Below are 19,341 nucleotides of genomic sequence, written 5' to 3' on the forward strand. Positions count from 1 at the left end.
TTGGCTTGTTAGGCAAACATAAAAGTTACGTGCTGTTCGCTGCTTGTTGGGCCAATCGGCTACGCACAGCTACAGCGCCTATCGTATGTTAATGTTCTTATCTCGATTTTCGTACATTTCAGGTGTGGTGTGTAATCCACCTGCATAGCCTGCTGCTTCAAGTGTTTCTCTTACCTCTCGAACATGCTCAGCCGTGACCGGTTCATTTCTGTCGCCAAGGTTTAAACGCACAAACGTGATTAACTCAGCTAAGCGTTGATCCGACAGTACATCCTCAAAACTTGCCATTGGCATGAAATTTCTGTCTTTGTCGAGATAGGTGGGTTGCAAGCCGCGAACGGTTACCGCAATGGTGTTGAATGGGTCGCTGTGCATGATAATGCCATTATTCAACAGAGTAGGGGCGATTGGGTCGCGACCTTTACCATCGTCACCATGACAGGCCCCACAAGTTTGACGATACGTGGTGTAGATTTCACTGGCATACGCAGCTTCATCAAACCCCTTAGGCTGTAACTGAACGGCATCACTGGCAATGGTGTTGTTGATGTCCCCACTGAGTAGGTAATAGGACATCGACTCAATATCTTCACGCGTCATCAAGCTTAGGCTGTTTTTCACTACATCAGCCATACCCGCAAAAGCGGTGCCTTTGTCTGAATGTCCTGTGTGTAAAAAGTCTGTGAGTGTTGCTTCATCCCAACCATCGATATAGAGCTCATTGGCTGTAATATCAGGCGCGTTCCAACCGTCGATCAAGTTACCTTGGAAAATACGTTCTGGTATCAGTGCTTGGGCAATATTTCGAGGTGTATGGCACTCCGAACAGTGACCAAGTCCTGCGACCCAATATTTGCCTTGTTGCCACTTATCGACATTCTCAATTTCTCCTTTGAGTTCCTCTGGCACTTCATAATCAATAGGGTCGGTATCCATGAATACGATGTTCCAGCCAAGCAAACCTAAGCGAATATTGGATGGAAACATCATGCTGTTGTCATCATTGCGTCGCGGCACGGCGGTGATTGACTGCATGTATTCCCATAAATCCACCATGTCTTGGTCGGTGAGGTATTGATAGGAGGTGTAAGGCATTGCAGGGTACAGGTAACCATTCTTGCCTTTACCTGCGACTAACGCCGCTCGGAAATCATCGAAGTCATAAGTCCCAATACCTTCGGTAGTGTGTGGCGTTATGTTGGTTGAATACACGGTGCCGAAGGGGGTGACAAAGGGTAGGCCGCCAGCAAAGGGTTCGCCACCTTCTGCACTATGACAAGCCACACAGTCACCGGCATAAGCGAGATATTCTCCGCGCTCAACAGATGACGCTTTCAAACTCGCGAGCCTTTGTTGCTCCACTTCACCAGCGTGTCGGATATAAGCCCCAAGCGCGAGTATTTCGTTCTCGGTGAGCTGCTCATCAAACGCAGGCATTAGGTTGTTCAAACCGTAATTGATGGTGTGCTGAATCTCTTCAATACTGCCGCCGTGAAGCCAGATGTCATCGGAAAGATCAGGTACACCAATCGCTGGGTTAGCGACAGCACCATCGGCATGACAAGACGAACAGTATTGGACGAACAAGGTTTTACCGAGCTCGACTTTAATCTCCGGCACATCGGTATGACGTTGGTTGAGAGACGCTAGATAGTAAGAGACTTTTGCCACCTCATCTGGGCGCATGATTTCACTCCAACCCGGCATAGCACCGTTCCGGCCTTTGGCGATTGAATGAATCACAGCTTCATCACTGCCACCATAAAGCCACTCTTGGTCTATCAGATTAGGAAAGTGCTTTTGTCCCTGAGCGTTATCTCGGTGACAAGCGGCGCAGTGAGTTTGGAATAGAATCCTACCGCTGTTCACGATCTCTGGGACGGCAGCTAGTCCTTCTAACGTGGTTTCACTGGTTTGTGCAAATTGCTCATTGAGAGTGGTGGATGGTGAACTGAGCTTATCGTCGCTTTGTTCCCAATCGACTAACCCTTCCCATTCGCCGAGCCCGGGGTAGAGCACCAAATAACCAACAGACAAAAGAAATGCCACTGCATAACTGACAAATAATAGCTTAGGTGGAGGCGCATCTTTCTCTTCAATACCATCAAAGGTGCCAATGGTGTGGTCGTGATCGGCCTTGTGATTGCTACGCCAGTATTTAACGACAACAGACACCATCAGAACAAAGAATATTAAGGTTAAGAGTACCGCCCATAGATTCCAGAATGTGCTCATTGTGATACCTCCTGTGACGTATCTTTACCCAGGCTTTGTAAATAGCGAATCAGAGCTTCACCTTTGGTTTTGCCTCTTACTTGCAAACGGGCATCACCAATTTCTTGATCGGTATAAGGCACACCTAAGGTACGTAACACTTCCATTTTGGCGCTAATATCATCGCCAGTCAGAGTCTGCTCAAATAGCCACGGGTAAGAGGGCATGATCGAGGTCGGTACGACTTTTCGAGGGTCAATTAAGTGAATAGCATGCCATTGGTCAGAATACTTTCTACCTAAGTTAGTGAGGTCAGGACCAGTACGTTTAGAGCCCCACAAGTTAGGAAACTCATAGATATCGTCTGCTTCTTGGTTCGGGCGACCATTACGCTTCACTTCTGGCTCTAGAGGGCGAACCATTTGTGTGTGACAAACATGGCAGCCTTCACTGATGTATATGTCTCGGCCTGCTAACTCAATCGGTGTGAGAGGCATCGCTAAGCTGCCTTTGGCAATATCATCGCCACGGACAATGCTTGGCACTACCCAGACCAATAAAGAGAAGGAGGCCACGACAACAGTGGTCAAAATTAAAATGACGATTGAATGTGTAAAGTCTTTACTCATCATTTAAGCTCCTTCATTAACAGTGTGTTTAGCATCATTTGTTACGGGCATACGAACCGTTTTGTACAAGTTGAAAGCCATTAAGAACAATCCAAGTACAAACAGCGCGCCACCAAAGAAACGCATGAATAGCCAAGGTGCTTTAAAGTCCATAGCTTCTACAAAACTGTAAATCAGTTCGCCATTTTCATTTTGAGCGAGCCACATATATCCCTCGCCGATGCCTGCGATCCAAAGTGCTATTGCATAGACGGCGACGCCAGCATGAGCAAGCCAAAAGTGCCATTTAATCAGTCGTCGTGACCATAGATCGGTTTGGCCCCATAAGCGTGGAATGAAGTAGTAAAAAACCGCTATCCCTGACATCCCAACCCATCCGAGAGCCGCGGAATGTACGTGCCCGATGATCCATTCGGTGTTGTGTGCCACCATGTTGAACCAGCGAATAGCGAGTAGCGGACCTTCGAATGTTGCCAAGCAGTAGTAAAGAATCGCTGAGAAAAAGAATAAAAGAATGTAGTCGGACTTCAGCTTTTCTTTATTTTGTAGGAGGGTCATTGCGCTATTGAACGCGCCTGCCCAAGAAGGGAGCCACAGGATCAAAGACATAACGATGCCGATGTTCTGAATCCAGATGGGAACAGAAGAATAAACCAAATGGTGCGTTCCGGCCCACGTGTAAAAGCCGACCAAGCCCCAGAAATGGATCACAGACAAACGGTACGAGTAGATAGGTCGATCCGCCGCTTTGGGTATGAAATAGTAGTTCATGCCAATCACACCAGCGGTCAGCAAGAAACCGACGGCATTATGTCCCCACCACCATTGAACAATCGCATCTTGAGCGCCTGCAAACACAGAGTAGGACTTCATCGCCAACACAGGCATCGCGAGGTTGTTCACGATGAAAATCATTGCAACGACGATAATGAATGCAGCAAAGAACCAGTTAGCCACAAAGATATGGCTGACCTTTCGTTTAGCAAGGGTGCCAAAGAACAACACCGCGTACAGCACCCAAACCAACACAATCATCAAGTCGATTGGCCATTCAAGCTCCGCATACTCTTTTGAGGTAGTGTGGCCTGCGGGTAAGGAAATGACCGCAAGTAACAGGATGAATTGCCAGCCCCAAAATACCATCCATGAAAGGCTTTTGTTGAACAAGTCACAATGGCCTGTTCGCTGGGCAATGTACAAAGACGTCCCCATCAAGATATTCACGACGAAGCCGTAAATTACTCCAGAGGTATGTAGCGGACGCAGTCGACCAAATTGGAAATACTGAGAATCAAAGTTTAAGACTGGCCAATATAATTGCGCGGCGAGAATCACGCCGATGATCATACCTACAATCGCCCACACTAAGGATGCAATGATGAAGTACTTCACGACCTTAATGCTGTATTGCGTTGTCACTTGTTCCATAACAAGGCTCCTTGCCTAGAGGTTTTGAATCGCTGACTTAATTTGAATCGCTGAGCGAGCCTGCTTCGTTGCCGAGCACAGAATAGAAATAGGAAATGTCACGGATGTCTTGGTCTGAGAGCGTGTCGGCTTGTTGTTGCATGAGAATCGCTAAGCCACTGGTTCTTTCTCGAGTCTGGTAATCTTTCAATGAAGAGATGAGATAACCCACTTTTTGACCGCGAAGGTTCGGGTAGGGATCTTGTGTTGAGATGCCATCAGCGCCATGACAGGTCATACACACTTTAGCTTTTTGTTTACCTAATTCGAATTGTTCTTGATTAACTTCAGCAGAAACAGGAAACATGACCAGCGTCATTACTAGGGTAGAAAGTGTCGCCATGGGGTTAAATTTTTTTATATTCAAACTCATTCTCGATTCCCTTGATTATGAAATGAGTAAGCTTTCTAAGATCAATACACGAGATCAACTGGTGAAGTAGAAACGACTGGAACTCGTTATTAAGTCTCTTAAAGCTGCTTACGTTCGATTAAAGGTTATGCAGCAACCAGCATTCTCGCCACTGACTTACTCATATTTATTGTTAATTTTGTTGTTTGATACGTATTCATAAGGCTGATTGGTTTACTTACGCAGAGTAAAATACGAGTTTTTCTTACTAACCAGTCGAGAAGAAATACGTCAAGCGGGTAGGGAGCGCTGAACGAGAGCGGTGATGGAAGAGACAGAGAAACGGCGAAGTTATTGAAAAACAGCGAGGTGTAGGAGCATTCGGAATAAAGTGATACCAATCAATCTGAGTGGTATCGGTACAAGTTAAATGGTCAATTTATACTAGACTCAATTTAGTGACCTTTTAAATGGAGTTTAGAATGAGAACTGTATTCTTGTTGATGCTTTGGCTTTGCTCGTTTTCGATTTTTGCAGCCTCAGAGTTAACGGTTTTCGACCACTCTGGGCAAAAGCATGGTTTTAGTAGAGAGCAACTCCTGTCACTTCCTCAGACAGAAATTACTACCACCTTGCCTTGGGTCGAGGGTCTGACCGTTTATAGTGGTGTGACGTTACAAACGGTGCTTGGAAATATGGATTTACCGATATCATCACAAGTTACTTTTGTGGCATTGAATGACTATAAAATTGCCGTGCCCAAAGAAGATTTTGATACCTATGAACCCATCATTGCGATTAAAAAGAATGGGGAGTTTATGTCTGTGAGAGAGAAAGGCCCGTTTTGGTTGATTTACCCACTCTCTGCGAATCCTGAGACTAATACCCCTGATTTCCATGCCAAGATGATTTGGCAGATTCGTGATATTCACCTGTAGAGGCTAATTATGAAGAAGCTGTTGTCTATGGCCGCAATCAAAGTCGTTGTTTTGTCTTTGGCCGTGGTTGTTCTATCCGTCAATATCTACAGCGTTACTCGAATTAATGACATCAACAAGAGCTTTTCTAATCGCCAAAATGAGGCAACATGGTTTGTTTTCCAATTGGTAAAGGAATACGCGAATTTCTTGATGGTGAGCCGTTCGGATAATCTCAATTACGACGATTTGTGGTTAGCCTATGATATTACGTGGAGCCGCTTTGATATTCTGATCAACAGTACCGAATCTTCTAACTTCATTAAATCTGCCAACTTCAAACCTTATTTCACCGGAGAGTTTGAGAAATTTAAGTCGCTAGAATCCTCAATTAAGTTGGTGAATCAAGGCGCTTTGCCTAAGGAATCACTGCAGAAGAAAATTGATATTTGTTACAACACGCTGGTCGAATTTATTAACGAAAAGTTTCGACTTCAAAGCCCGGTTATTGAAGAAAACACCACAATGGTCGACAAGTTGGTGATGATGCATCAGATAAGCAGCGTATTTCTGGTGTTGCTACTGCTTGTGACAGGAGCGATTTTTTACGTCGACTTTGCAATCAAACGAAAACTTCATTCTACCGACTTCATTACTGGCTTTCGCAATCGAGTCTCGCTCATGCAGTTTGTTAAGAACAGCTATCCAACAAACGGTAATTTCGACCTTTACTTTGTAAGAATCAGAAACCTTAGTGAGATAAACCAAAAGTATGGACTTGAATATGGAGACTTGGTGGTGAGTTCAGCTGCTAAGTCCCTGACGGCAAAGGTACCGGAAAGTACTATCTCGTTTCGTAGTAGTGGCAGTCAGTTTCTATTCTTCATTCCTGAGCAATTGTACACAAGTGATGAGATACAGGAAAAATTCAATGACGTGCTCAAGGATTATATCTCTGCGGGGAATTTAGAATTGATGATTGACGCTGTAGTCAGGCATAAGAAGAACATCAGCTCTAAAGATATGATGGAGCTACTAACGACAATGCAGAGTTAATCCCCGCATCAGCGATAAGTTAGATCATTAGGTTTTGTTGACTGTACGCTCACCATTCTCCCGCTTCACTATCATGGCTTTTGCCATTCTTTATTTGCCTCCTCATTCAATGTGCAGCCAATAGAGAGCTCCTGCTCTGATGAAGATAGTTCTACTACTAGTTATAGCTATAGTGGCTTTCCGCGCTTGAATAGGAAGAGAGGCTTTGAGGTTTAGGTTTAAGGTTACTGCTTTTGAGTGAGTGCAACGATTCGCTCGTTAGATCTCGAACTGCTAACAGACTGCGGGTTTAAAATTGCTTGCGGGTTATGGTTTCGAACAAACTCGATGAATTCCAGGTAAGTGAGTGGCTGACTGAAGAAGTAGCCTTGTATTAGGTCACAGTTGGCTTTTCTGAGGTAATGATACTGTTCTATCGACTCAACACCTTCTCCGACGACTAGCGTGTCACAAGAGTGGCCTAAGTTAACCATAGATTCGACCATCTTGCGGGCGGCCTTGTCGTCTACCATGTTATCGATAAAGCTCTTATCAATTTTGAGCTCATCCACAGGGTAGTGGAGAAGTTGGTTAAACGCTGTGTAGCCCGTACCAAAATCGTCAAGGGAGACCTTTAAACCTAAGCTTCTGAGGCTCTCGATAGTCTGCACCGTAAGCTTGGTACTTTTCACGTAACTGGTCTCGGTAATCTCTATAATAATGTTGCCAGGTGGCACTTGATAACGTTCGAGTACTTTACGGATGTTGTCGGCAAAATTACGGTTGTAGAGCTCCATCGCCGAGATATTAATTGACAGAGTGCCCTTGTATTTATGAAGTTCTGAAAGCTCTTTATAGCTTTTGATCGCGGTGCCAATGACCCACATGTCGAGCCTGGCAATAAGGTTACTCTTTTCTGCAACTGGGATAAATTCTTCTGGCCCCGCATCGATATCGAATAAGGCTGGGCAACGAATCAGGCACTCCGCGCCATCTATCTGAAGTGTCTTGGCGTTAAAAATAGGCATAAAGCGAAGTTCAAAGTTGTCACTTTCGCAGCACTCTAAGAGTCTTTTCTCTACAACGTCATGGCGTTCCAAGGTATGTAACAACTCTTCGCCATAAACAATACGACTTTCGCCATCACTATGAGACTTCGCATTAGCTAACATTTCATCGATGCATCGGTGCCAAATCTCATCGAACTTTGGCGTGTCGAGCGGTAAAACACCTGTTGCGAGTGATAATCGAAACCCATAGTAGTCAAGGAAGGTGGTGCCAGTCAGCGTATTGTTGATGTTCTCAATTTCTTCGTTTATCACTTGGTTCTTACCCATCTCCAAGATCGCGATAAACTGATTCCCTCCCAGTCTGGCTAAAGAGTAATCACTGCAATTAAAGCCCAAAGAGGCTTGTTGGTTTTGTAGTGTCTCTTTCAGTGCTTTAGCTAAGCTTATCAGTACATTATCACCAACTTTTGCCCCGTAGAGATCGTTAATTTTACGAAAATCGATGATGTCCCAACAAACCACATAGCAGTGTGGGCTCATCGAGCTTTTTAGTCGTACATCAAGGTGTCTGATGAAAGAGCGTCGGTTAGCTAGCTTGGTGAGTTGGTCGAATTCGGCTTCGAACTTCAACTCTGTTAATGAGTCTATGTACGCGTTCTTTAAACCATCAATTTCACTTTGCCCTGATGAGCGTTTGAAGTATCTAAGTTTGAGCCCGCCGATCGATATCTCTTGAAGTAAGTCTTTAAGCGGTCGCACGAGTTGGTAACGTACCACTAAATGTACGATCAACATGATCGTAAAGAGAGTACCAAAGCCACCTAACAAGGTTTGTTTAGCGATGATGGCTTTCTCATGGTTGAACTTTTGTTCTCGAATATTTACTTGCGCGATGAGATGTCGGCTGGTCATCTGCACATTGATATTATCTTGGGTTTGCTCAATTGATTTGATAACGAATTGGGTATTTTCAATGTTGGCAGCGTCTGAGGATGGCTCGATTAAGAACTGAATATTGTCATCGTCATTGTATTTGATTAGCAGGCTAGAGAGTTGCATCAGAGGCCCGTCAGCAATCAAGATGTAGCGATTTAAACTGTTACTTGCACGTTTGTCTTGAGGAAGGAGGTAAGGGTCAATTGCTGCAACATACGAGTATCTGAGCTCTCCACTGATCGAGATATAAGAGAAGCCTTCGTAGGAGAGTTCATTTTTGCTTATTAACGAGGTGTATATATCGAAGACTCTTTCGTAAATCTTGTCAGGGATCTTTAGCCCCTCGAAAGGATCGGCTCTGAGAGTCGAAAGCGTTAATTTGAACTTAGGGTCCACGATATAAACATTGCGTTGCCCAAATTGATTGACGTGATTCTGGCTTAATACTCGGAGTACTCGTTTTTCCAATAGCGATAGAGTCGTGTAGTCGCCAGGATTTTGAATGTAGCGGAGGAACTGCAACGAAGAACCGATATCTTTAACTAGTAAGGACAAGCCGAGCTGCTCGTATTCCGCCGCGACTAAAGCGGTGTTCACATCAGATTGCACCTTGTCCAAATACATGTGCTTAGCATGATTTGATGCGAAGTTGTACATCACGATTCCTGCTATCAGGAGCACAAATGTCAGCGTTGGTAAAAGTACAAAATAGAGCTTCTTCAATACTGGCATGAGTTATCTCAAACTGTCGACAATACGATTGCGAATTTGAATGCTACTCGGTTCTAACGGCTGATAAAGGTAGCTGCGATCTAATACTTCTTTATTCGGGAAAAGCTCGGGATCGTTTTGATACTCCTGAGAAGTGAGTGCTTTTGCTTTTGAACTTGGCGTTGCAAACCATGAATCCATTGCGTTTTGAGCGGCGATTTCGGGTTGCGATAAGAAGGAGAGAATCGTGGTTGCCTGTGGAGATCGCTCTCCGTTGTTAATTGCAGCCATACACTCTAACCATAAGGTTGTTCCTTCTAGAGGTACTGTGTAGGCCCAAGATGCCTCAGGTTCGGCATCATTAAGCACATAGCTGTCACCTGAGTATCCGTAGGCGAGGTCGATGTTGGCTAAGTGTTCGGGATGACGAATATAATCGACAACGTATTCATTACTTTCAAGGTGAGGCTTCTGTGCTTGTAGCGTTTTGTAAGCGACTCGAAGTTCTTGTTCGTTGTTGGTAAACGGCTCAAATTGATTCATCAGAAGCGCAGCACTCACCAAATCCGTAGGCTCATAATACATGCTGATTCGGCCGCTGGTTTTGGTTTCAGGGTCTAGAAGAGCGCCCCAAGACTTGGGAGTCTCAACTTTTCCGCTTCGGTATAAGATGCCGGATGTCCCCCAAGCGTAGGGGATTCCATATTCGCCACACCCATCCACCCATCTTGAGTCAAAGTTGCTTGAAAGGGATTGCTGCAAGTCGCTCAGGTTGTGGAATAAGTTCTGTTTAGCCAGCGCTTTCAGTTTCATACTTTCAATGACAACCAATTCAAACGCACCTCGTCGTTCACTCAATAGCACTTCATCACGAATGGACTCGTCAGAAAAATATTGCTGCTTTAGTGAGATGCCGTAGGTATCACTCAACTGGGTAACGACGCTGTCAGATAAAAATTCATCCCAATTGTAGAGATAAATATCATGCTGCTGGCCAAATACAGGGCTAGCCAAAAAGGATGTTGACGCAAGTATTGATACGCAAAACGCTTTCACTGACGGATTCCCTTTCGTACGTGATAACTAAATCGTAGCCCAAAATTTGCAACATGATTCAAATTTAGGCACTTAATTTAACTTCAACTTCATGCATTTCATGCAAATAGCAACTTGCTACTCCTACTTGATACCGAACCTTTATCGTGTGAGGCAAGGATGACTCCGTCGTATCGTATTCAACACAAGTACGTATTCCAGTTTATTGTCCGTGAATGGATTATTTAAATTAATATTCATCATAATATCCATTCTTACAAGTTATTATGCAAATATTAAGCATTAAATAATGATGCGGTGATTACCTTTTTTGGGTTTTCGCTCGCATTAATCGTCGTTATTCCTTTGTTTTGCCATCGCGATTTACTCTTATGTTCAATGTTCTTTTATCCCTAAAAACACTTCTATAACGTTTTGTTTATCATTTGTTTCGTTTCTCAATAAGTATCGATAAAGTTGTTGCTAAAGACTTGTAGCACAAGGTGATTGTGCTTATTGTGGGCAGCAATATCTAGGTTATGTCCCAACGAGCCATGATTGCCGGTTTGGGAAATGTTGTGCATTTAGGAGCCATTGTGGATTTAGAGATATATCAAGTAGATTCGTTTACAACTCAAGCGTTTAAAGGGAACCCTGCCGGGGTCTGTATCTCCAAAGAGCCGTTGGATGAGTCGTTAATGTTTTCAATCGCTGAAGAGATGGCGGTATCTGAAACGGCTTTTCTCGCGCTTAACACTATGACGCTTAAATGGTTCACTCCCGAAGTCGAAGTGAAGCTGTGTGGACATGGCACACTGGCAACGGTTCATGTGATGAAAGAACAAGGACTGCTTGAGACAGGTGATAAGGTCGTGTTTAACACCTTATCTGGGGAATTATCTGCCGCCGTTTGTGAATCGTCTATCGAGCTTGATTTTCCTAGTACACAGCTATCATTGCGTTCTGAACCCAACCTCACGCTGCTTGAACACCTAGGTTTAGATCCGCATCAAGTAGTTTCATTCAGAGAATTTGACTCTAAGCAGTTAATCGAAGTTTCCAACGAACAAGTGTTATTGGAGCTTTCACCAAACTTTGATGCGTTAAAAGGTATTCAAGGGCGAGGTGTAGTGGTGACAGCATTGGCAGCAAATACGGAACTTGATTTTGTTTCTCGCTACTTTGCACCTTGGGTTGGGGTTAATGAAGATCCTGTGACTGGCTCGGCACATTGCGCATTGACGCAACACTGGGCAGAAAAGCTCAACAAAAGCAGTTTCAGTGCTTATCAGGCGTCTCGTCGTGGTGGCTATATGTCGACTGAATTATTGGCTAATGGGCGAATAAAGTTAATCGGCTCTGCGACCACTGTGATTAGTGGTGTGTTGAAGCTTTAGATTTTTATAGAAGCTTTAGAGCGCTGTTTGCTCTGTTTTGTTGTAACCGCCTAGTATGTTTTATTCGATTATTCACCGTGAAAGAAGCGGCTAGGGCGGAATGTTATTATTGAAGGAATCACCGTGTCTGCCTTTTATCTTTCCCAAGTATTAGTCGCGATAGCCATTTGTTTTGATCTTCTGTCATTCCAATTCAAGGAAAGGAAGAAAATCGTCACTTGTCTGTTCTTTGCTGGCGTTCTTATTTCGAGTCACTTTATCCTTCTTGAACAATGGACAGCGGCGAGCTTAATGACGATTGCCACGATTCGCTATTTGACGAGCGTATTTTCTACCTCGTCTAAGTTTAAATATTTGTTTTCTTCGATGTCGGTGGTCGCAACCGCAGTGACTTACTCAGGGCTGACCAGCATATTGAGTTGCTTTGCCTCCGTATTTCAGACCTTTGCAGCCTTCAATAAAGATGACCGTCGATTAAGAGAATTGATGATCATCGGAACCAGCTTTTGGTTGGTTCACAATTATTTAGTTGGTTCGCCAACAGCGGTTGTTATGGAGGCGCTGTTTATCTGCAGTAACTTGGTGGGCTATTACCGTTTTTACTTCAAAAAGAGTGCCGCTGCTTAGGTTTACAGTACAGCTAAGGCCCAAGTTGTTAATCAATTCAATGCTAGCTAGGAGAGCTTGATGCCAAACATTTACAATGATGTTCCTTCATCAATACCCAATGAAATATTCAATGACCTGATTGCCAACGACAGTGTTCGAATTGAAAGAATATTGTCGCATGGACACAGCTCCCCGGAAGAGGGTTGGTATGATCAAGATGAGAATGAATGGGTGATGGTGATAGAAGGTCAAGGCGTCATCGAGTTTGAAGATGGTCGCATTGTTACCTTGTCTAAAGGGGATTATCTCAATATTTCCGCAGGTGAAAAACACAAGGTGCTGAGGACGGATAAAGATGCGGTGACGATCTGGCTCGCTGTGTTTTATCGTTGATATCTTGCTCTAAAGCTGAGGCTGTTAGGTTATAAAGCTTGCTGATTCAGCTGTTTATTTTCACCTCAGAAAGGACTTAAGACAAAAAGGAGTATGTTGTGATTAGAATTCGAAACTATCAAGCGAATGATGACAAAGCACTGTGGGAGATCTTCTTTCATACGGTACGTAACGTGAATGTTCGAGATTATTCTCAACAGCAAGTCGAAGCTTGGGCACCCAGTAGCTTTGACTTTGCGTTATGGCAAAAGCGTATGAATGGGTTACAACCCTTTGTGGCTGAACTCGATGGTTGCGTAGTTGGCTATACTGACCTGCAACCAAGTGGCTTGATTGATCACTTTTTCTGTCACCACGAATATCAAGGGAAGGGGGTAGGGAAAGCGTTGATGGAACATGTTTTCACTGTGGGTCGAGTTCGTGGCGTATCGAGATATTTCTCTGAAGTAAGTATTACCGCAAGGCCTTTTTATGAGCACCTTGGCTTTAAGGTAGTAAATGAACAGGAAGTCGAAATGCGTGGCGTAAAGCTGACCAATTACGTGATGGAAAAGATAGTTGAAGATGGACAAGGCAGCTGAATAGGCGGACTCGTGTTCTTAGGGATACAGAAACCGAGTTTGAAATATTAAAAAACCTTTTTAAGGATAACTTTTCCTGATCTATTGATATTGTCGATGAGTTCAAATTGTGTGCAAGATAATTTGTCTAATCTAAACATTGAATGAATACAAGGAGTGTTGTTCATGAGTCATGTGAGTAGATCTAAACTATATACATTGGTGTCGATGTTGTCCTTCGCTGTTGGCGTTCTTGCCTTAGATGCTGGGGTGTCGGGGCTATTTCCTCTCTTTGTTGTCGTCATCTCATTCTTTTCATTTGTCATCAACTCGTTTCTTTGTTTGTTCGGAGGTAAACGCGAAGATGGCTTTGATGCCTATCAAAAAGCAAATCAGACTCGGTCGCGAGCACTGGTCAAAGGCTTAGAAGACTCGAACAAATAAACCTATGCCTTCAGACGAACGGTAATCTCATTTTTGACACAGTTTTCACCTGCTTTTTGTTCTCTTATTCAAGAAAAATCATCACTTTAGCGATAATATTCACTGCAACTAATTTGAGTGAAGGAAGTAACGTGGGAATTGAAGCTTTAGTGTTTGTGATGGACGCATTAATCACCGCATGTTGTATGTACATCGCCTCTAAAATGTCTTTCGTGGTCGCAGATTTTAAATCCCTTCTTACTATTGCTGTTATCGTTGCTCTAGTGTCATTGATTCCAACAGTAGGCTGGGTGTTAGGGTTGATTCTGTTTGTGTTCTTACTCGGGAAAGCGACGCACTCTAGTATTGGTGACTGCATCTGGGTAGTGGTCTTCACGAAGGTGGTATCGATGGCGGCCTTTCTGATATTCGGGCGCTTGTTTATGTAATCCGGGTTCTTGCTTATATAAAGGCAGGTTCGGCTAGTTTGATACCGATCTTAACTTGGTATTTAAACGTCAAAAGGGTGTGAGCCTGTCACACCCTCTAAGAACCTTTGATTTGTGTTCATCTTTATTATTTAGGCAGTAATACAGCATCAATCACATGGATAACACCATTGCTTGCTTCAACATCTGCCATCACGACCTGCGCTTTGTTGACCATCACGTTGCCGTGATCAATTCCTACCATTACCGCTTCGCCTTGCACTGTTACGGCACTATCAAGTTTCATCACTTCAGACGCCATTATTTTCCCTGGCACCACATGATAGGTCAGTACTGCAATCAGCTTGTCTTTGTTTTCTGGCTTCAACAGCATATCAACCGTTCCTTCTGGTAGCGCAGCGAACGCTTCATCCGTTGGCGCAAACACTGTGAAGGGACCGTCACCTTTCAATGTTTCAACTAAGCCTGCCGCTTTTACCGCTGCTACCAAGGTGTTGAAAGAGCCGTTTTCAGCCGCCACGTCAACGATATCTTTCTTCATTCCGTGGTGATCAGCGTGAGCAAAAGCCGTAAAAAGAAGCGTCGCAACTAGCACTGACATGGTTTTGATTAATTTATTAAACATATTGTCTTCCTTTGAGTTTTGTCCGTTATTTTCGAGAGGTATTACGAAAGCCCAATCGTGATAGATCAATTTGTTGTGTCTTTGAGTGAATGGTTAGCGATATCGACAGCGTCAAGCGAATAAATTTATGTTGTCAAATGCTTGTTATAATTCCATTTTGATGCTTATAGTTATTTGATGCTTATAGTTATTTGATGCTTATAGTTATTTGATGCTTATAGTTATTTGGTGATTATTCAAGTAATGGATGTGAATATGAGGTTTGTTTTACCAGTAGTCTTTTCTGCATTGGCTTCAATGCCTGCATACAGTGGCCTTGCTCCAAGTGAAGGCTTCAGCGGTAACTTCAGTGTATTGGCCGGTTTCTACTCTGACAGTAGTAATTTGAGTACTGAACAAGATTCGAATCAAGCCACCAACACCCAGGAAGGGGAGAGTGAAAACCAAGGGCTACTCGGCTTTTTGGGTACTGTTCAATATACTTTTGGCGAATCGCTGACTCACCAAGTGTATGCGGGTACGACACGAGAGGATATTGCAACAGGTACCATTGCGTTTGAGATCGGTTATCGATATCAACTTTCTGGTGGCACCATATTGGATTTTTCTGTTATTCCTACGCTTATCTCGGGTAAGGCTTGGACGGATCCGTATGCTGTTGGCGTTAATCGAAATGAAACGGATGTGAAAGGTAATGTAGGACGACTGCAGCTCACTAATATCGGTGGAACTGGTTTTCGAACGGATCTCGCATTTGGGCAATCTGATGTTGATGAAGAGCTATCTGGTAGCCAAGGCTTATCTCCGGAAGATACTGTGCTGCTGGATAGGGAAAGAACCTATGTGTACGCCAAAGCAGGATACCGCTTTATCTTACCAAACCACGCAGGTCTATTTGTTCCTTCAATGGTGTATTTCCACTCAGACGCAGAAGGAGGAGCACTCAGCTTCGATAGTTATGGTATTGAATTAAACTACGCGAAGAGAATCGGTCGTCATGGTTTTGTTGTCACCCTAGATGCAAGTGATCGTGAATATGATGAGTCGAATCCAATTTACGGGCAAGTACGTGAAGAGAATGAATTCGGTGCATTCTTAGCTTATGAGTTTGGTGGTTTGATGGGCTATAAAGATTGGGCGTTCATTACTTTACTGGGTTTAAGAAGCATAGATTCTAATATCGATTTCTATAACTCCGAGCAAGTATTAGCGAGTGTGGGTGTGGATTATAAATTCTGATATTCACACTATTTTAAAAATACTCATCAAAGCAGAAGTTTAAGTTCAGTCTTACTATTTGTTTAATTATTTCGGGCACTTACACCTTTAAAGGTTGTAGGTTCCCGTTGCTATCCGTAATATGAAAATTAGCTTATGGATAGAAATAATAGGATAAGGAAGCGCTTTGGAAATACAAATTAGACATTTAGAAGCAACGGATAGCCAAGATGTTTTCGATATTTATCGCCGCCCTTCAGTTTCAGAAAACACCTCACAAAAGCCTTATCTTAGTTCTGAACAAGTGGAGCGACTGTTTGGTCATTCAGACCATTTCACTCTGGTTGCGGAAGTCTCCGGCAAAGTAGTGGGTCACATTACTTTATTCATGACCACCAAGGTAAGAGACAGGCACTGCGCTGGTCTTGGTATTGCTATTCACCCAGATATGCATGGTAAAGGGGTCGGTAAGGCGTTAATGCAAGAAGCGATCAATCAGGCGGATAACTGGCTTAATCTCGTGCGTCTTGAGTTAGAGGTTCATGCCGATAACCACGCCGCTATTGCTTTGTATGAACGTGTAGGCTTTCAGTTAGAAGGCACAAAAAGACTCAGTACGTTCAAAGCGGGTAAGTACATCGATATGTTGCTGATGTCGAGAATACGACCAGATTACCGTTGAGATCGAACCAAACAGGTTCCTGCTTTAGAAATCGGTTAATGAGCAATTGATTAGTGAAATTCCCATTAAACTCTGTATAGTAGCAACCGTTTGCTTCGTATAACCCCAATGATATGGTTTGGGGGTCTCTACCAGCTCCCGCAAAGTGCTGATTACGAAGGGTTTAGATCACAATTGTGTTCTTACTCTTTGTAATGGCGTTCAAGAAAACCTCCTGTCTATTATTCAGAGTAAGTGCACACCTAAAATCCATAGTAGGTGAAATATGAACGCATTTATTCAAGGGCTCCCAAAAGTAGAGTTGCATTTACACATTGAAGGTTCGCTCGAACCTGAGTTACTTTTCCAGCTTGCTCAACGCAATGGCATTGAGCTGCCTTATTCATCCCCAGAGCAACTAAGACGCGCATACGAATTTGATGATTTACAGTCATTTCTGGATATCTATTATCAAGGTGCTGATGCACTGCGCACAGAACAGGATTTCTACGACTTAACATGGGCTTATCTAGAACGCTGTAAAGCCGACAATGTTATCCATACTGAGATTTTCTTTGATCCTCAGACACATACCGATCGTGGCATTGCATTCGACACCGCTATTAACGGCATTCATCGTGCGCTTGAACAGGGTCATAAAGAGTTGGGCATTACCTCTCAAATCATCGCATGTTTTCTGCGCCATTTATCTGAAGAGAGCGCCATTCAAACGTTCGCAGAGGTATTGAAGCATCAAGATAAGATCGTCGGGGTTGGACTGGACTCTTCTGAATTAGGACACCCACCAGAGAAGTTCAAGCGTGTATTCCAACAAGCAAAACAAGCGGGCTTCTTGACGGTGGCGCATGCAGGAGAAGAAGGGCCGGCTCAAAACATTGTCGATGCGATTGAAATGCTCAGCGTGAGTCGAGTGGATCATGGTGTCCAGTGCATGACAGACGAAGCTCTAATCGAAGAGCTGATTGAAACCAAAATGCCACTGACGGTGTGCCCACTGTCGAATATTAAATTGCGTGTATTCGATGTGATGGAAGACCACAACATTGTCGAACTGCTCAGAAAGGGTGTGGCTGTAACGATTAACTCGGATGACCCTGCTTATTTTGGTGGTTACATGTCGGATAACTTTAATGCGGTGAGCAAAGCTCATGAGATGACGCATCAGGAGTTAGCGCTGTTTAGTTTGAATGCGATAGACGCGAGCTTTATTGAAGCGCCATTGAAGCAGCAATATCGAGAGCTTGTTCAAGGTTACTTAGCTAAAGCTGATTTTGACCAGAATTTCTAGCCGCAGTGCCCATTTACTAGCAGCTGAGTATAAAGCGCTAGGATGGCCAACTAAAGTGGATGGTAAAGTGTTATCGACTGAGTCTGCTTAATCTCTATAAGCCTAAATCATCTAGATGAAGACAAAAAAGAAGCTGGCAGTTTGCCAGCTTCTTTCATTTCTAAATTAAGCTCATTGAGCTACTTGTTCACGTAGTCTTTGAATTTCTGCTTGGTTTCAGCATCCGCTTTTTCGTACCAGAAATAGAGCATCTCTTCAGCTGTATTTGCTGCATTTCCGTCAATCTTTGTTGGAAGCGTTACCGGTTGTGCGACAGCAGCTGCTACGCCCGCGCTAGAACCTACTGTAAGTGCAGCGATGCCGCCTTTCTGGTTGTACTCCTTCGCTTCTTGCGGGTACTTACGACCAATCTGCATGCCATCTTTGATAAGTTTGTCTTGCTTAACACTGATTGCATTTTGGTTTTCATCAACCAGTTTCCAATCTAAGTTTTGAAGGCCTTTTTTCGCTTCGTTGGTGTTACGGAACTTAGGCATGTCAAACGTCAATGCTGTGTCTGTCGCATCAAAAGTAGCAATAATGGTATCGCTATCGACAAACTCTCGGTCGTTACCTTGGCTGAAAGCCAGTTGATATTTGAAAACGATTTGGTTTACGCCATCTGGAACGGTGATCGTTTTGCTCGAAGAGAAGAAACCACCGTCGAGATCAGGTTTAGCCTCATTAACAGCTAAGACTTCGACTAAAGCATCTGCGCTAGAAGGAACTTCAATTGTTACGTCAGCTAACACTTGTGGCGCTGCGATAATTGTCGAAAGCAGCGCAATGGATTGTAATGTTTTCATAGTCATACAGTTATTTAGGTGAGTAGTTCTACACTCGCATGCATAAAGAAGTATTTCAAGTTGCCTTGTCTCGATTTGGTAAAATTCACCGAAACTTAACCTAAGCCTAGTTTTTGAACGTGTTTATTGTGCGGTTTCTAGTCAGGTGAGAGCGTGGACTTGCCTTATTTTCTGTTAAAGCATCTTCATCGACGTTCGTTGGCGCTTGATGTGGTTTTAAAGAGACATAAATAGGAACGATTGCCGAAATCCAAATAGCATAGATGGTAATTACGCGATTGAAGGCGACGAACCAGGTTTCACTGCCCGTACTAGATGTGTAGTAGCCAATGAGCGTTAGCAAGGTGCAGGTGATAGCCCACATCACAGTGGAGGTTGGATCTTTCGTTGTTGCCGCAAGCAATACGATCGTAACGTAGGGAACGGCCATAGCAATGCCCAAAGGTACATGATAGTCGACCACAAAAATGATGGTTGCACCAAGAGCCAAGAACAAGTGTGGGCCGGTGCTAGGTAAGTTCAAATTCCATAGCATGTGATACCTTC

At 43.7% G+C, this 19,341-nt stretch carries 20 protein-coding genes and 1 riboswitch; of the genes, 11 read left to right on the plus strand and 9 right to left on the minus strand.

All coding sequences use genetic code 11. From position 1 onward, the window contains the following. Window positions 1–78: 78 nt before the first annotated feature. From LMH68_RS19900 to LMH68_RS19915, 4 genes are read right to left on the minus strand one after another with little or no spacing between them, the layout of a single operon-like run. Window positions 79–2,235, minus strand: coding sequence for a cytochrome c (locus LMH68_RS19900; protein WP_229648134.1), 2,157 nt, complete (start codon window positions 2,233–2,235; stop codon window positions 79–81). Then, window positions 2,232–2,846, minus strand: a complete 615-nt coding sequence (locus LMH68_RS19905; RefSeq protein ID WP_017064719.1) for a cbb3-type cytochrome c oxidase subunit II — start codon at window positions 2,844–2,846, stop codon at window positions 2,232–2,234. Before LMH68_RS19905 ends, LMH68_RS19900 begins: the two co-directional genes overlap by 4 nt. After that, entirely contained in the window at window positions 2,847–4,271 is a 1,425-nt protein-coding gene (gene ccoN, locus LMH68_RS19910) for a cytochrome-c oxidase, cbb3-type subunit I (protein ID WP_065584625.1), read from the minus strand. A 37-nt stretch (window positions 4,272–4,308) separates the two neighbouring features. After that, a complete protein-coding gene (locus LMH68_RS19915; protein ID WP_029235248.1) occupies window positions 4,309–4,683 on the minus strand; it encodes a c-type cytochrome in 375 nt (124 codons plus the stop codon). A 461-nt stretch (window positions 4,684–5,144) separates the two neighbouring features. Here LMH68_RS19915 and LMH68_RS19920 point away from each other — a divergent pair, with 461 nt between their 5' ends. Together LMH68_RS19920 and LMH68_RS19925 are read left to right on the plus strand one after the other, a co-directional pair. Next, on the plus strand, window positions 5,145–5,600 hold the full coding sequence (locus LMH68_RS19920; protein ID WP_229648133.1) for a hypothetical protein: 456 nt from the start codon (window positions 5,145–5,147) through the stop codon (window positions 5,598–5,600). A 9-nt stretch (window positions 5,601–5,609) separates the two neighbouring features. Further along, entirely contained in the window at window positions 5,610–6,635 is a 1,026-nt protein-coding gene (locus tag LMH68_RS19925; protein WP_017060027.1) for a GGDEF domain-containing protein, read from the plus strand. 224 nt (window positions 6,636–6,859) lie between these two features. On the opposite strand, the gene LMH68_RS19930 is transcribed toward LMH68_RS19925, so the two are convergent. Beyond that, window positions 6,860–9,292: a putative bifunctional diguanylate cyclase/phosphodiesterase gene (locus LMH68_RS19930; RefSeq protein WP_229648132.1), complete on the minus strand. Its 2,433-nt coding sequence runs from the start codon at window positions 9,290–9,292 to the stop codon at window positions 6,860–6,862. Between the two features lie 3 nt (window positions 9,293–9,295). Beyond that, window positions 9,296–10,327, minus strand: a complete 1,032-nt coding sequence (locus LMH68_RS19935) for an ABC transporter substrate-binding protein (RefSeq protein WP_017060025.1) — start codon at window positions 10,325–10,327, stop codon at window positions 9,296–9,298. A 575-nt stretch (window positions 10,328–10,902) separates the two neighbouring features. Between LMH68_RS19935 and LMH68_RS19940 the strand changes: the two genes are divergently transcribed. From LMH68_RS19940 to LMH68_RS19965, 6 genes are all read left to right on the plus strand, one after another. Then, the gene (locus LMH68_RS19940; RefSeq protein ID WP_065584627.1) at window positions 10,903–11,703 is read left to right on the plus strand and encodes a PhzF family phenazine biosynthesis protein; all 801 of its coding nucleotides are present in this window, start codon (window positions 10,903–10,905) and stop codon (window positions 11,701–11,703) included. Between the two features lie 123 nt (window positions 11,704–11,826). After that, a complete protein-coding gene (locus LMH68_RS19945) occupies window positions 11,827–12,330 on the plus strand; it encodes a YgjV family protein (RefSeq protein ID WP_017060023.1) in 504 nt (167 codons plus the stop codon). A gap of 60 nt (window positions 12,331–12,390) precedes the next feature. Next, window positions 12,391–12,705: a cupin domain-containing protein gene (locus LMH68_RS19950; RefSeq protein ID WP_102332873.1), complete on the plus strand. Its 315-nt coding sequence runs from the start codon at window positions 12,391–12,393 to the stop codon at window positions 12,703–12,705. A gap of 98 nt (window positions 12,706–12,803) precedes the next feature. Further along, complete coding sequence (locus LMH68_RS19955) at window positions 12,804–13,286, plus strand: GNAT family N-acetyltransferase (RefSeq protein WP_229648131.1); 483 nt, start codon at window positions 12,804–12,806, stop codon at window positions 13,284–13,286. Window positions 13,287–13,451: 165 nt separating this feature from the next. After that, window positions 13,452–13,709 carry a hypothetical protein gene (locus LMH68_RS19960; protein WP_017060020.1) on the plus strand — a complete coding sequence of 86 codons (258 nt, stop codon included), beginning with the start codon at window positions 13,452–13,454 and terminating at the stop codon, window positions 13,707–13,709. A 131-nt stretch (window positions 13,710–13,840) separates the two neighbouring features. Then, window positions 13,841–14,137 carry a hypothetical protein gene (locus tag LMH68_RS19965; RefSeq protein WP_017060019.1) on the plus strand — a complete coding sequence of 99 codons (297 nt, stop codon included), beginning with the start codon at window positions 13,841–13,843 and terminating at the stop codon, window positions 14,135–14,137. A 127-nt stretch (window positions 14,138–14,264) separates the two neighbouring features. On the opposite strand, the gene LMH68_RS19970 is transcribed toward LMH68_RS19965, so the two are convergent. Beyond that, window positions 14,265–14,762: a fasciclin domain-containing protein gene (locus LMH68_RS19970; RefSeq protein ID WP_017064709.1), complete on the minus strand. Its 498-nt coding sequence runs from the start codon at window positions 14,760–14,762 to the stop codon at window positions 14,265–14,267. A gap of 255 nt (window positions 14,763–15,017) precedes the next feature. On the opposite strand from LMH68_RS19970, the gene LMH68_RS19975 reads away from it, so the two are divergent. The 3 genes from LMH68_RS19975 (at window position 15,018) to LMH68_RS19985 (ending at window position 17,950) form a co-directional block, all read left to right on the plus strand. Then, window positions 15,018–16,001, plus strand: a complete 984-nt coding sequence (locus tag LMH68_RS19975; protein WP_102332872.1) for a DUF2860 family protein — start codon at window positions 15,018–15,020, stop codon at window positions 15,999–16,001. A 166-nt stretch (window positions 16,002–16,167) separates the two neighbouring features. Continuing rightward, the gene (locus LMH68_RS19980; RefSeq protein WP_017066469.1) at window positions 16,168–16,662 is read left to right on the plus strand and encodes a GNAT family N-acetyltransferase; all 495 of its coding nucleotides are present in this window, start codon (window positions 16,168–16,170) and stop codon (window positions 16,660–16,662) included. Window positions 16,663–16,737: 75 nt separating this feature from the next. Continuing rightward, window positions 16,738–16,837: riboswitch (purine riboswitch) on the plus strand. Between the two features lie 90 nt (window positions 16,838–16,927). Further along, window positions 16,928–17,950 (plus strand): adenosine deaminase, encoded by a 1,023-nt coding sequence (locus tag LMH68_RS19985; protein ID WP_136979512.1) that lies wholly within the window; start codon window positions 16,928–16,930, stop codon window positions 17,948–17,950. Window positions 17,951–18,129: 179 nt separating this feature from the next. Here LMH68_RS19985 and LMH68_RS19990 read toward each other — a convergent pair whose 3' ends face one another. Beyond that, window positions 18,130–18,795 (minus strand): DUF2057 family protein, encoded by a 666-nt coding sequence (locus LMH68_RS19990; protein ID WP_102332870.1) that lies wholly within the window; start codon window positions 18,793–18,795, stop codon window positions 18,130–18,132. A gap of 106 nt (window positions 18,796–18,901) precedes the next feature. Beyond that, window positions 18,902–19,330, minus strand: a complete 429-nt coding sequence (locus LMH68_RS19995; protein WP_102332869.1) for a hypothetical protein — start codon at window positions 19,328–19,330, stop codon at window positions 18,902–18,904. Between the last annotated feature and the right edge of the window lie 11 nt (window positions 19,331–19,341).

Source organism: Vibrio sp. F13 (assembly GCF_020806305.2).
Lineage (GTDB): Bacteria > Pseudomonadota > Gammaproteobacteria > Enterobacterales > Vibrionaceae > Vibrio > Vibrio crassostreae_C.